The sequence below is a fragment of the Coleofasciculus sp. G1-WW12-02 genome, from assembly GCF_040219735.1.
Taxonomy (GTDB): Bacteria; Cyanobacteriota; Cyanobacteriia; order Cyanobacteriales; family Coleofasciculaceae; genus Coleofasciculus.
This window is the reverse complement of sequence record NZ_JAVJRX010000036.1, coordinates 160781-173992: the sequence shown is the minus strand read 5'-3', so window position 1 is coordinate 173992 and position 13212 is coordinate 160781. Positions and strand designations below refer to the sequence as shown.

Below are 13212 nucleotides of genomic sequence, written 5' to 3'. Positions count from 1 at the left end.
ACATTCGGGTGAAAACGAAACGTTAAGGGTAAAACCCGCCCCGACAACAGACTTTCTATCTCCCTCTGCTCCCAGACGCGCTTTTGAAGCGTCTCTACATGCTCCCCCTGCTCCTGCTACGGTAGCCAGTGAGGTTGGAATCCTGGTAATAATGGCTCAGGTTGTAGTTGCAGGGGTGTTTCTGAGGGTATAGACTCATCTAAGGGCAATAGCCAAAGACGTCCGGTTGCGATCGCCTGCCCTTCATCATTTCTTAAACTATCAATCGCTGAGGCGGGTCGGGTTGCTACCTGATCGAATAATAGGGCTAAACCATCTGGGGATAAACTCAGTTGAATATCACGCTGTTCCGGCAGAACCACCAAGGGTTTGACCGGACTCTGTTCACTCTCAGGTTCAGCGTTGAGATTAACGGCGGCGATAAACGGTTCCTCGCGATACTCTTCCCCTTGAATTAGTTGTGTCAGCAGGCAATAGAGGGTTTCTTCATTGGGGGCAAACTCGCAGTTGACAATCGAGCCGGTTGTACGTAATAATTCTTGCTCTGCTCCCTGATTATTCACTAAAAACAGCGATCGCGTATAGTCGGTATTAAATTTCACCATTGTCGCCGCTGAACCATCTCTGGCAAAGCTGAGGACTCGACCAAACTTGGGCAGAAAGTCTAGCGGTTCGGCATTGGAGTTTAACGGCAAAATCGCCACCCCTTGCCCTTGCGCCACGGCTAATGAGGCACTATCTGGGGCAATTAAAAATTCGCCACCGGGCTGATTTTCGAGGGGTTGGGGTTCGCCCTCCCCAGGGATAATCCATAATCCAAAGTCAGCGGGATCTTCTCGATTCACTCGCTGTACCACAATGATTTGTCCGTCTCCGGATAAGTCGAATTGCAGATTTTGATAGTCTTGACTATCTAACACTAAATCAAGCTTGCCAGCGGTTGACTGAGATGGGGAACGTTTATTTGGAGATGGAAACGATAGTCCTGTGGTTACGGTGTACAGTTGTGCCGTGAGTAAACCCCTTGCCTGATTTTGGCGGTCATTCGCCGAAAATAAAATGCGATCGCTCCCAGTATAGGGCTTAAAGTCCAGTACGACTAGATCAGCCGGCGTCAGCAGTGTTTTTTGTTGTCGTGTGAGATTATAGAGGATTAACCTCCCCTGCTCCTCTCCTTCGACGCCAATGTAAGCAAAGGCGCGATCGCGACTGTGAAATGTCGCCTGAAACGGTTCCATGACTGTACCTTCTTCTTCAACTCCCGGTATTTTCTCCTTTGCTCCCTGAAGCTGAACTTGATAGTCATTACCATAAGGAATCGGCGAGAGCAACGTATACGCCATTTTACGCCCCGCCCAGCTAATTTTTCCCTCGATTGGCGGCACCTCTGAGGGACTAACCTCCCCTGAAGGCAAAACGGGTGTGATTTTTAGATTCGCTTCTACGCTGGCGTGGTTCATCGGACGGCTAAAGGTTAGAATAAACGCTGCATCCTCAGCACTGACGTATTTGTCCTGCCAGCTAAAAGCTCTAACTCTAGGTCGAGTGGTATCGCCTGTCAATAGGACGATGCCAATTAGCAGACTTAGCACTACCATGATTACCAAAGCCAGACGGTCAATGGGTTGAAGAAATTTTTTAGAGGGTACGGTTGGAGCTGACATTTCAACAATCAAAGTTGGCATTTAGATTCTAGTCTAGATCCGCCTCCAGGCAGTAACTCTATAGGGTGCAGGCTTTCTCGACTGACTCTCGTCCCCAGAAAACAGGATGTTTTTTTGAATCTTTATTTTAGAAACATGTATATTGATTCTTCCATAAAGTTATATAAATTCATCCTTTGGGTGTATTTAAATCTCTTTTGAGGTGTTTTTAAATTGAAAAGAATACGCCTCGACCTCCCCAGGTATTACACATTGCTGACTTACTGCCATGATTTCTCACCTACATCAGTCCTCAACGGGTCGTCTTTTCGATGCCAATACCTCCGATAAAGTCGCTCTGGAGACACTTTATTTGGATGAGCGTATCCTCGGTGCGGCAAGCTGTGGCATTATCCTCAGCGATGCGAGCAAACCAGAGATGCCGATTGTCTATTGCAATCCCGCTTTCGAGACAATCACTGGCTATTCCCGTAAAGAGGTGATTGGACGCAATTGCCGCTTCCTACAAGGAGCCGATACTGATCCGAATGGGGTTGAGCAAATCCGTCAGGCTCTACGAACTCAGCAAGACGTGAAAGTAGTCCTTAAAAATTATCGCAAAGATGGAACACCCTTTTGGAATGAGCTAGCTATTTCACCGATTCGAGATGCCAAAGGACATGTGATCTATTTTATTGGAGTCCAGACTGATATTACATCCCGTAAGCAAGCCCAAGAGGAACTCCAAATCAGTCATGCTTTATTAAAGGCGCAACAAGAGGCTGATCCGGATGGCGTCATCGTCATTGCTCCAAATGGCAGAATTATTAGTCACAATTCTCGATTTTGCCAAATGTGGCAAATTCCTCATGAATCTGTGAAATCCTCAGATAAGGAGAAACTTTTAGAATGTATGTTGTCTTTAATTGCTGAACCGCTAAAGGTGTTCAGTAAAGTCGAATATCTTGAGCAGAATCCTAACCTGAGTTGCCAAGATGAAATTCAACTCACTGACGGACGAGTTTTTGATCGTTACGCCGCACCCGTATTATCTCCTACAGGTGAATACTACGGCAGAATTTGGTCGTTCCGTGACATTACCGAACGCAAACAAACTGAACAGCAATTAAAGCGACAAGCCAAGCAAGAACGGCTTTTGAGCTGTATGAATCAGCGAATTAACCAGTCCTTGAATCTGGATGAAGTTCTGAAGACAGCCGTCGAAGAAGTGCGAAAATTTCTGAGGTGCGATCGCACGCTCATTTACCGCTTTAACCCGGATTGGACGGGAACAGTTGATGTGGAGTCAGTTGGCGATGGGTGGATGAGGATTGTCAAAACCACCATTGAGGACGATTTTTTTAAGGAGGATGAAGTTGTATCGTCTCTCTACCAAGACGGTTATATTCGAGTAATTGACGATATCTACAACGCAAATTTAACCCCCTGCCACATTAAATTACTCGAAACGCTTCAGGTTCGGGCTAATGTGGTAGCGCCTATTTTACAAGGGAAAAAGCTCTGGGGATTGCTTGTGGTTCAGCAATGTTCGGGAGTACGGCAATGGCAGCAGCCGGAAATCGAATGTGTGAGAAAACTGAGTATCCAGTTAAGTGTAGCTATTCAGCAAGCGGCATTGTTTGAGCAAGTTGCAGACGAACTCAAGGAACGTAAAGCGGCTGAATCTGCCTTGCGAGAGTCGGAAACAAACTTAAAAGAGAAAGCCACTCAGCTTGAACAAACCCTACACGAACTCAAACAGACTCAACTCCAACTGGTTCAAAGTGAAAAAATGTCAAGTTTGGGACAGTTAGTGGCAGGGGTTGCTCATGAAATCAATAATCCAATCACGTTTATATCCGGAAATATTGCCTATGCCAATCAATATGCTCAGGATTTATTGAAATTAATCCAACTCTATGGTAAGCACTATCCTAAACCTGTATCGGAAATTGAAACCTTAATTGAAGAAATTGATATTAACTTTCTCCAAAAAGATTTTTCCAAACTTCTCAGTTCCATGAAAGTCGGTGTAACCCGCCTGCAAGCGTTAGTTGGTAGCTTAAAGAATTTTTCGCGCCTGGATGAAGCTGAACGCAAATGTATGGATATTGAACAAGGGATGGAGAATACACTGTTAATTTTGCAGCACCGCTTAAAGTCGGAAGCCTCTAACATCCAAGTTGTCAAAGAGTACGGCAAGCTTCCCCCAGTAGAATGTTATCCAGGACAACTGAATCAAGTCTTTATGAATCTTTTGAATAATGCCATTGATGCTCTCAATTCAGGGGATAAACAACCGGAGAATACAAAGGATTCGGCATCAGGGGAACTCTCTCTTCCTGATGATGTTTCCACGCCGACGATATGGATTTCGACTGAATTATCAGAGCGCAACTCTGTACTGATTCACATTGCCGACAATGGTTCTGGCATTCATGAAGAAGTCAAGGAACGAATTTTTGATCCATTTTTTACCACAAAACCTGTAGGAGAAGGGACAGGTTTAGGATTGTCGATTAGCTATCAAATTGTCGTAGAAAAACATGGGGGACAATTACATTGCTTCTCCGCACCCGGATGCGGTACGGAGTTTGTGGTGGAAATTCCCTTCAATGGTGAATGTTAGTCTGACTCCACCCTAACCCTCCCCTTATCAAGGGGAGGAAGGAGGAAGGAGGGAACTCCAATGGCAATGGTTAGGAGGTTAACGTTAACGATATTCCCAGCCAGTAGGATGGGTTAGGCGGAACTCAATGATAGACAATTACCTTTTAATTTTCCTATCCGCTTTCGTGCTGATGCCCAACTGATTTAAGTTCAATGGCACTGAAAAGCGTGCATTTTTGGATCGTCCAAACCCGTTATATTCTGTAGTACATCGGCAAGGTTAAAATTGTGGGTAAAATTTTTCTGGATAGCTACTCTCATAAGGGTTTGGCGAAAATAATTGACCAACGTTTTAAGCTTGCCAGTGTAGTAGGGTGGGCAATGCCCACCAGCCTCATCTGAGCGTGCCATTCGACCTCCATTTCATGTTCAATCAGATGCTACCCTGACTCGACATCAATCCCCTCAAATGCCTCAATCAGTTCATCGAGAGTGCATTGATAAGCCTGACACAAACGCTTGATTTCAGACGGTGTGCCTCGCGGTAGAGACGTTCGAGCTTCCCATTTGGCAATGGTTGAAGGACTTTTTCCAATCGATATCGCAAAATTCACCTGAGTCAAACCTGTACGCTGACGCAAATCCGCTGGTGTGAGACGCTTTCCACTTTCTTGGGGCATATTGTAAGTTATGACTAGTAATGCATGGCTAGTTATGCTTTACTGGTCATAATCCAAAAAACCATAGAGGGCAGAGAATATTCTAACTGCCCTTCCATCTGTTCGTTCTTTTCACCATAAAATTCCATGAAACATACTGACTGGCTACGCCTTCAAACCGAAGGTGAAAAACTGTGCGCCCTTCTCAGACAACACCACTATCAATGTTATTTTTGTTCATCGCCGCGACAAAGGTGGGCAATTTATCAGTTATCGAAAACTAAAACTCTGGATTGAGGCAATAATTGCCTTAATTCAAAAAACCACAACCTTGGACGAACTATGGCAGCTAGGATTGTGGATTCGACAAGAATGCCAAAAATTTAATTATACTCAAACCGTTGTCGAATACCTACGTTCTGTCTGGGCAAAACAGCGAGACGATTTGGGAAGCTTGGCACACGTCAGATAGCAGTTCGTTAGACATCAGGGGGAATTATCCTGATAGAAAAGTCTCTCAATTGTAAATGATTAACATCAAGAACCGCGATACGTTCAACTCCATCAGGTGCGAGACAATCCAATATCCCCCGTCTAAAATCGAGGAAGCTACGTTTACTCCCATGCAACAAAAGAATGCTAGATACTATATCTCAGATGAGCCATGGCGCGTCTGGAACATGATCCCCATCCCAATACTACTCGGATAAGCTCTAAATGTAATTTCTTCTTCCCCAGCTCCCCCAGCTCCCTCGGCTCCCTCTGCTCCCTCTGCTCCCCTATCCCTTGCAGTATTAATCCCCGTCCCCTGTCTTGAGGAACTTTAACAGTGAAACTGCACTGGCTACTTCCCAGTTTTCTCGGCTTTTTTTTGCTCTCCTTTCCAGCGCAAGCGGCGAGATTGCTTTCCTGGCGCTTTGATGTGAATCAAAATCAACTCGTCTTTACGACAGATGAAGGGGTGCAACCCACTGGACAATTTTTTGCTAATCCCAACCGCCTGGTGATTGATTTACCCGGTATCCTGCTGGAGAACTCCAAATTAGAACAGTTAGTCGGTGGCGCAGTTCGGGCGGTGCGTGTTGGTCAATTGAACTCCCAAACCACGCGCTTGGTGATTGAATTTAATCCGGGTTATACGATTAATCCCCAACAGGTTCTATTCAAAGGATTCTCCCCTCGGATGTGGACAGTGCAGTTACCGCCACCGCAACGAGTTATTGAGTTAACGACACAAACCCCTCTACCGCCGCAAAATCCTGTCATACCGCCTATAACTAGCAATCCTCCATTTAATAGTTCCCAAGTTCCTAACCGCCGCATTGTGGTTATGATTGATCCCGGACATGGGGGAAAAGATCCCGGTGCGATTGGGTTAAATGGGTTGCGGGAAAAGGATGTGATTTTGCCCATTTCTCAACAAGTTGCTGCTATTTTACAGCAACAAGGCATTCAAGTCATTCTCACCCGAACCAGCGATTATTTTGTAGACTTAGCACCGCGCGTCGAGATGGCAAAACAAGCCCAAGCGGACTTATTTGTAAGTATTCATGCTAATGCTATTGGTCGCCGTCCTGATGTGAATGGATTAGAAACCTATTATTACTCTAATGGTCAGCGTCTGGCTCAAACCATTCATAGTAGTATTTTACAGACAATTCCGATTCGCGATCGCGGCGTGAAACAAGCCCGATTTTACGTCTTGCGTAATAATCATATCCCTGCTGTCCTCGTGGAAGTCGGTTTCGTTACTGGACGAGAGGATAACCCACGACTAGCGACACCAGAATACCACAGCCAAATGGCAAGCGCGATCGCACAGGGTATTTTACAATATATTCGGCAGAATTCATTTATGTAAAGACTTGCCATGGCACGTCTGTCAATTGTCAGGGCTCCCTTTAGCCGCTTAACTTTGGTATTTACCGATAACCTTTCAACAAAACCCGCCCTTCGTCAATTGTAAAGGTGGGTTTAACCGTTTAATTTTGCTATCTACCGTCTCCAGCTCAAAAACTAAGGCAACCAAAAATCAGGTAATACTGTCTTCCCCCAATCCCGCACCATTTTATTAATCATCCGCCCTACTTGAATATGAGGTTCATCGGGTTCAACCGGAATAATCGTTGCCTTATTTCCATACCCAAAACAGTCAATTACTAAATTTGCCGCCTCTAAACCCGTCACATACGCCTTCTCTTGTGACCAAGAACCGTGCTTGGTCACAATCCAATCCCCACTCATAAAAACATTATCAATCGAACTTGTCGCTGGCAGCAAATACTGATAACTTCCCGGTGCAAAATGCGTTACCCCTTGCGGTACACGAATCACGCTGCTATCAATAACCTTGGCATCACGAAACTCTGGCACACAAGTGGCTAAATCTCGATGAACCTTTGCCACAATTTGCTCATCACTCATGGGTAATAATTGATTAGCATGATAAAAATCTGCTTCAATTACACTTCCCGATTGATATGCATATTCATCATGCAGCGCATTCAAATCGAAAAATGTCCACCCTGTCGTCGGATCAAAGCCAAAACAAGCATTAGAAGGATTCCGCAGAATAACTTTTCGGTCAAACCACAACCGGGTTGCCAAGACATCAATTGCCCCTAAGTTTCTCAAATTCCGGAATTCAGGATAAGGTTGTAAGTCCGTACTCGCACTAACAATTTTTTTCATGCCATTAACACTAACGGCAAAAATCACCGCATCGGCTTCAAAGACTTCCTCTCCACAGACAACCGCTTTCGCCTTACCCCTATCGTCCAAGAGAATATCATTCACCCGCTTATTCGTCAGCACTCGTCCCCCAGCTTTCTCAATCCGCTCCACCCAGGGGTTAAAAATCATTTCTGCTACCGTTCCTCGACACCAGACGACATCAAAATTGGGTTGGTGAGCCAAAATGAAGTAATAAAGCATTCCCAGGGCGGCGGCTGCTGAACATTGCTCGCCAGGGGCAAATAACCCCACCAATAGCATCGGTTCAAAGGAATCTTGATACAGTCGGGCAGAAACACCAAACTGTTTAAATAGTTCGCGGGCGGTTACCTTATCATAACGTCGCCACGCTTGATCAGAATTATCAAAATCAATCAGAGCATAGAGAAGAGGCAAAGCCGAAAGCCTGTCAATTAGAGGTAAGCGTCTAAACTTGGGATACACAAAAGTACCCAATGGGGTAGGAAGCGGGAATTCATTTTGAAACAGGGGCGATTCGACTTCTAATCCAGCCGGAGAATATTGGGAGGAATAGGTAAAGCGAGTGAATGGTTTAAGCCCTAATTCGTTAACCAGACGAAAGATATTGCGATAGGGATACCAGAACCCATGAATACCCCCTTCGACTGAACGTCCGCCAGAGGTTTTCCATCCAGCCACTAATCCACCGGCATAGGGTGCTGCTTCTAGAAGAGTAACATCGTAGCCTTGTTGGGCAAGATGATGAGTCGCACCTAAACCTGCCCATCCTGCACCAACGACGACTATCCGCTTTTGTGCTGACGCTTCTGACATCCTTGACCTCATAACTTAACTGTCTCTTTGTTTTAGGATGCCATGAGCACTCGAGCAAAGTCAGCCCCACTGTGCCCCAACAATGAAGCGAGCAAGATGCCCACTCTCTCTTCAGCTTGGAAAAAGCTTGTTGAAGCTTTCTTTCTTTCTAGTGACTAAACTCTCGAACAGTTTTCCAGATATGAAATTGGAAAGGTAAGGGGCCACAAAACAGTAGCAATGACAAAAACTATCCTACACCGGAATTTTTGCTCCGACGATAAGTCAGTCTCTTTCTGGAATGCATTTAACCAGTTTAGGCAAAATAATCCAGCGATTAACAAGTAAATAGCGAGAAGTCCTAGCATCATAATGATATTGAGTAGATAAATTTACTTACGATTCCAGGTGATGATGGAACAAATTAGCTTTTTGACTTCAGCAGTTTACCAAACGAGTCCTGATAATAGGCAAGTTAGTACTGAACCTGTATTAGGTTGCCCTATGGATTACAAAGCATACACACAAGTTCTTTTTCACAAAGAAGAGGGGAATGTGCATCTATCTAAAGGGAGAATATTTGGGAAAGTCAAAAGGGAAAGCGGCTTGAGGTAACATTCGCTACCTATATCTCCCTTTTATGACGAAAGGCGGGTATGAAGAGAGGTTATCGGTAGATACCAAAATTAAACGGCTAATGGTAGTCTGTATGTATACCGTCGGGCGGTCGGAAATTCACGCTTGAGGAGTACGGAGTATACCGTAGACATGAGTAAGACCAGTAGTAAGGGAGACCTGAACAGGCAATGCTCAGCCCAAGAATCCCTCACTTTTAGCCAGATTGCCGTTTTTCCCAAATCGAAGTTATAATCTGATTTGTGCCAGTGTGTTTCTTTCTGAACGCCGCTGCACAAAAGGGCGCGTAGCTCAGTGGATAGAGCACCAGATTCCGGTTCTGGGTGTCGGGGGTTCAAATCCCTCCGTGCTCGTTTATCAAAAAGTGGGGGCTTGGGGGAGCTATAAAACCCCCTGTGTAATCTTCGATTCACGGGGGGAGGATGTCACAGTGGGTACGTCAAGACTTATGCATTGACAGAAAGACAATCATGTGCAGTAGGGCAAGTGGTAGAAATATTCCGTTGGCAGAACGAGCTTTGATTACGAGAAACTCAAAGACTCAGCCAAAATTCTCCGAATTTGAGCATCCACAATATCAGGTTGTTCCACCATTGCCAGATGACCACAATTAGAAATTTCAATTACATTGGCACCCCCATTTTGAAAAAGCTTATGGAAGCTAGCCAGATGGCGCACATATTTTGGTGCCATTATCGTATCATTCGCACCCGCCAAAAAATAAACAGGCTGCTGAAGCTGTGATACCACCTGAGGCAAACGGTGAACCTCAGCCTCGGTTGTCGAATCCAACAGACTTCTCAGTGCCGCTTCTGGGTGAGCCACAACGAAATCAATGACCCGTTGCCGTCCCCAACGCCGTGCCAGAGGACGCGCCACTTGTACCCGTGTAAACAGTACATCAATCAAGGGCAGATAACACAACCACTGAGGGCGGCGTTTGACCAACTGCTTACCCACATTCCGAAATCGTTCAAACTCTTCTTTTAAATAAATGCCGCCCCCCGCATTCAGACAAATCACCCCTTTGACCCGTTCTGATGCCACTGAGGCTCCCCACAAGGCGATACTGCCACCCAGAGAGTGACCAATAAGCCAAGCGTTATCGATTGCCAGCTTTTCCAATAGAATACCCAAATCCCTGGCATAAGCAGCAAGGGTATAGTTACTGGTCGATAAACCAGTGGCGCTAACGTCTGCCGATGTTAATGTGGCATTATCGTTCTCACCCGCCCCGCCAGAAGTAGTAGCCCCAAAAGCCGATTCGGTTTGTGGTGTTTTATCAGTTGGGGATTGAGAATCACCAAATCCCCGCAAATCATAGACTAAACATTGATAATCAGCATCTAATCGGTCAATCAGTGGTTGCCAATAGTTACGACTTAACAGCCAGCCGTGGATAAAAACCAAAACTGGGGATGAGGATGCCTTGGGAGGCGTTAATTCGTAGGCGTGGGTAGCCCCAAGAATCTCAATCGTTGCCATACATCCATCCTATCCGAGAATTGGCACAGGTGTTCAAGGGTGTGGAGTGTAGGGGTGTAGGGGAAAGAGTTTATCCCACTCAAAACTCAAAACCGACGCCCTAATAATCGCTGTCGGACACTTTCGGCAATTTTTTGACCCAAATATTCGGGAATCAAGTTTTCATTGGGACCGAGCAAGTAGAGAATGAGGCGGGTACGTCCACGCCAGACAAGTAAGTTAGCGTTGACGACGAGTAAGTCTTCTTGCCAAACAGCATACATTACCTTATAAAACAATCCTGGCTGGTTATCGGCTTCAATTAACAGGGCGGGTAGATGAAATACTGGGTCTACATAGAACTCAGTTTCTACTTGTTCTAAGCCAGCATCCAGATTAAATTCCACTGCTAGCATTTCTTCAACTTCAAAACGTCCTGCCAGCGCCTCCCGAATGGCACGGCAGACGTTATCGGCGGTTTTGGGGGTCAAAGCTTTGCTACCACGGGATACCACTAGCTTGATGAACACCAGCATGGGGGGACTGATTTGACCATGAAGACTCAGGCTGTGAATTGTCAATCCATAGGCAGCTAAAACCCCAAAAATATCACTGAGGAGAAAAGACTGGTTGCGGTAGGCAAAATGTAGGGCGCTTTTCGAGCCTTCGGGTTTGATCTCAATGACGACGCGCCGAGTTTTGTAGAGTTTATAAGCTAGCCGAAGGTTTTGCAATTGGATCTCACTACTGACAAACTGCTCGTAAAATTCCGGAAACGCCCGGTTGAAGCGCTTTAGCAGTTCTAGTGTTGATGATTTCAGACCCGCAGCCATAAGTAGGGGGAAAAGGCGTTCGCTTTGGTAAAAAGCTTTTGGGATAGACCAGCAAGCTCAGCCTCAAGGCAAAAACCTGCCGTATCTGGTTAATCTCTCACAAATTCGGCACAATAGCCTCAGTCTAGCTAAAGAAGGTCTTGCCCTGAGTCACAATTTGCCACTGAGCCGTAGAAATAAAGTGGCATCGTTGAAGGACGGCACTAGCCAAACATGCTGGGAACTGGGGGTTAGGATAAGCTCTAGTTAGAAGCTTTGGGGTACTGTGACCCTAAGCGCCAGGGGTTATAAGGTCATAACGGTGATAGGAGCATCTCAATCCAATTGTGGTACGATAAGCATGTCAGTTGAAAGTTGTCCTACCAAAAGTCAAGAAAAAACTTATGCATGACAACTAACTTCTCCGACACTTTATGTGATAAAGTTGAACAAGTGGAACGTTTCCACTTGTTGTATGGCTTGGCTATTCCATTGGTCAAAACCTCTACAAGTTGTTGTTACGACTCAACCCATGTAGCTTCTTGTAGATGGAATAGACAAAACGACAAAGCATACTGGTTGAGCAGTTTTTGTCGTGTGGCGGGATTCTATGGTACCCGTAAGTCCTTAAAGTTCAAAACGTCAAACTTTTGAATAACCATCAAGTTACCCAGCAAGTTACCCAGCTAGATATGTCTAGTTGTAAGTAGCTGAGAATAAGTTTTATGTAACGAATACCAGTATAAAATGCTATAGCCACACCGGCATGGGTTTTTGGAAGAGCTTTTTTGGCAGTGCTGACACTGCTTCTACATCGACGAAATTGGAAGGGGATGCCGTTTCAAATCTAAGCGAGTCTCCAGGCTCTGGCGATCGCGCTGATAATGAGCGTATCCTTTTTAGTACGGAGCGAGAACTCGATCTGTATGAGTTAGAGGAGCTTTGCGACGCCGTGGGTTGGTCACGACGACCCATGCGGAAAGTTCGCAAAGCAATTCAACACAGTTTCCTGGTGGTGTCTATGTGGCAGCAGCGAGGGAACACTAGGCGTCTGATTGGCTTTGCCCGGGCTACGTCCGACCATGCCTTTAATGCCACAATTTGGGATGTGGTGGTTCACCCCGAATTCCAAGGCAAGGGACTGGGTAAGGCGTTAATGAAGTACACAATCAAGAAACTTCGCAGTGAAGATATCAGTAATATCACTCTCTTTGCTGATCCCCAGGTGGTCAATTTTTATCGGCAAATGGGATTTATGTCCGATCCCGAAGGGATCAAAGGGATGTTCTGGTATCCAGACTAATTTTTGTGCGGTGGAGACTAGGCAAATTGGACGCTAGGGTATACTATCAAGATAGGCATCGGGATGTAGCGCAGCTTGGTAGCGCGCCTGCTTTGGGAGCAGGATGTCGCAGGTTCAAATCCTGTCATCCCGATTTTTTAATAACAAAAGGGTGGCGTGGAAGTCTATGGACTTCAGTTAGGGTGGAAGGAAACGCCCCCTGTTCGCAGCTGATGGTTAATGGTTCATGGTGCATAAACCTCTCGCCGTGAGCGATTTAGCTGGTTTGGGGTTGAAGAAATAAGTTAAAGACCCCGTCTTTTAAGCAGGGGATGAGCTTACCTAAATTTTTTGACGAGTGCTGATTCTTTTATACTATAATCCTTTGGGGAAGAGGAGTTAAGACCCGCCATTTTTTGTTAATTTGAAATAATAACATTAACCCAAATCTTAAACAAGTGGAACTCTGTGGGATTGAACATAGTCAATTTTGTTAACTCAGATACGACTGGGAATGCTCAGGAATACATGACTCAACTCTCGTCACTCAACAACCGCACTTGACCACTAAGTAGTACAAGCGGTTCATGGAACCCTCG

General features: G+C 45.5%; 9 protein-coding genes and 2 tRNA genes. 6 read left to right on the top strand and 5 right to left on the bottom strand.

Going from position 1 to position 13212, the window contains the following annotated elements; translation table 11 throughout:
- Window positions 1-116: 116 nt before the first annotated feature.
- The gene (locus RID09_RS06450) at window positions 117-1685 is read right to left on the bottom strand and encodes an Ig-like domain-containing protein (RefSeq protein ID WP_446335116.1); all 1569 of its coding nucleotides are present in this window, start codon (window positions 1683-1685) and stop codon (window positions 117-119) included.
- 247 nt (window positions 1686-1932) lie between these two features.
- On the opposite strand from RID09_RS06450, the gene RID09_RS06445 reads away from it, so the two are divergent.
- Window positions 1933-4272: a PAS domain-containing protein gene (locus tag RID09_RS06445; RefSeq protein WP_446335115.1), complete on the top strand. Its 2340-nt coding sequence runs from the start codon at window positions 1933-1935 to the stop codon at window positions 4270-4272.
- Window positions 4273-4693: 421 nt separating this feature from the next.
- Here RID09_RS06445 and RID09_RS06440 read toward each other — a convergent pair whose 3' ends face one another.
- Window positions 4694-4933, bottom strand: a complete 240-nt coding sequence (locus RID09_RS06440; RefSeq protein WP_446335114.1) for a helix-turn-helix transcriptional regulator — start codon at window positions 4931-4933, stop codon at window positions 4694-4696.
- Between the two features lie 163 nt (window positions 4934-5096).
- Here RID09_RS06440 and RID09_RS06435 point away from each other — a divergent pair, with 163 nt between their 5' ends.
- Both RID09_RS06435 and RID09_RS06430 read left to right on the top strand, forming a co-directional pair.
- Window positions 5097-5384: a hypothetical protein gene (locus tag RID09_RS06435; RefSeq protein WP_446335113.1), complete on the top strand. Its 288-nt coding sequence runs from the start codon at window positions 5097-5099 to the stop codon at window positions 5382-5384.
- Window positions 5385-5741: 357 nt separating this feature from the next.
- Window positions 5742-6773, top strand: a complete 1032-nt coding sequence (locus RID09_RS06430; protein ID WP_446335112.1) for an N-acetylmuramoyl-L-alanine amidase — start codon at window positions 5742-5744, stop codon at window positions 6771-6773.
- 155 nt (window positions 6774-6928) lie between these two features.
- Here the strand turns inward: RID09_RS06430 and RID09_RS06425 are convergent, their stop codons facing one another.
- Entirely contained in the window at window positions 6929-8440 is a 1512-nt protein-coding gene (locus RID09_RS06425; protein WP_446335111.1) for a hydroxysqualene dehydroxylase, read from the bottom strand.
- Between the two features lie 895 nt (window positions 8441-9335).
- Between RID09_RS06425 and RID09_RS06420 the strand changes: the two genes are divergently transcribed.
- Window positions 9336-9408: transfer RNA gene (locus tag RID09_RS06420), tRNA-Arg, on the top strand.
- 169 nt (window positions 9409-9577) lie between these two features.
- Here RID09_RS06420 and RID09_RS06415 read toward each other — a convergent pair.
- Window positions 9578-10540, bottom strand: coding sequence for an alpha/beta fold hydrolase (locus RID09_RS06415; RefSeq protein ID WP_446335110.1), 963 nt, complete (start codon window positions 10538-10540; stop codon window positions 9578-9580).
- A gap of 86 nt (window positions 10541-10626) precedes the next feature.
- A complete protein-coding gene (locus RID09_RS06410; RefSeq protein WP_446335109.1) occupies window positions 10627-11352 on the bottom strand; it encodes a hypothetical protein in 726 nt (241 codons plus the stop codon).
- Window positions 11353-12097: 745 nt separating this feature from the next.
- Here RID09_RS06410 and RID09_RS06405 point away from each other — a divergent pair.
- Together RID09_RS06405 and RID09_RS06400 are read left to right on the top strand one after the other, a co-directional pair.
- The gene (locus RID09_RS06405; RefSeq protein ID WP_446335108.1) at window positions 12098-12634 is read left to right on the top strand and encodes a GNAT family N-acetyltransferase; all 537 of its coding nucleotides are present in this window, start codon (window positions 12098-12100) and stop codon (window positions 12632-12634) included.
- A gap of 59 nt (window positions 12635-12693) precedes the next feature.
- A tRNA-Pro gene (locus RID09_RS06400) sits at window positions 12694-12767 on the top strand.
- The last annotated feature ends 445 nt before the right edge of the window (window positions 12768-13212 follow it).